Origin of the sequence: Roseibacillus ishigakijimensis (assembly GCF_016595415.1) — a bacterium.
Classification (GTDB): domain Bacteria; phylum Verrucomicrobiota; class Verrucomicrobiia; order Verrucomicrobiales; family Akkermansiaceae; genus Roseibacillus; species Roseibacillus ishigakijimensis.
The window spans coordinates 1-455 of sequence record NZ_JAENIO010000152.1; the positions used below are offsets into that span (position 1 = coordinate 1).

Annotated in this window: 1 protein-coding gene; it reads left to right on the plus strand. The window is 63.1% G+C overall.

What is annotated here, in order from left to right; genetic code table 11:
* A partial coding sequence (locus JIN78_RS18040) for a RecB family exonuclease (protein WP_200393185.1) occupies window positions 1-455 on the plus strand: 455 nt, incomplete at both ends.

The following is a 455-nucleotide window of genomic DNA, read 5'->3' on the forward strand; positions in this document are numbered from 1 at the left end:
CGGGGGCAACCGAAGGAGGGCGGCGTGATGCTGGCCTTCCCGGAACACATCAGCCCCTCGGCGGCGAAGTCGTATCTGAGCTGCTCGCTTCGCTTCTACTTCGAGCGGGTGGCCGGCATCAAGAAGCCGACCTCGGTCGCGCTGCACTTGGGCAAGTCCATTCATGCCGCGTTGCAGGCCTTTCATTTGGCTCGCTGGCGGGGTGAGGATGACTCTCCGGAGTTTGTGGCCGAGGCTTTCGAGAAGGCGTTCCTGCAGTTGGAGCGTGACCAAGGCCCGGTGAACTTCGGCGAACCCAGCAAGCGGGAGAAGGCAATCGGCGACGGCTTGCGAGTTGTCGCCGCCTATCTCGCTTCGCCCGAGGCCCTGAAGGAAAAGCCGCGTGCGGTGGAGGTCTTCTTGAAAGAGGAGATCCCGGGGCTTTCGGTTCCGTTGACGGGAGCGATGGATCTGGT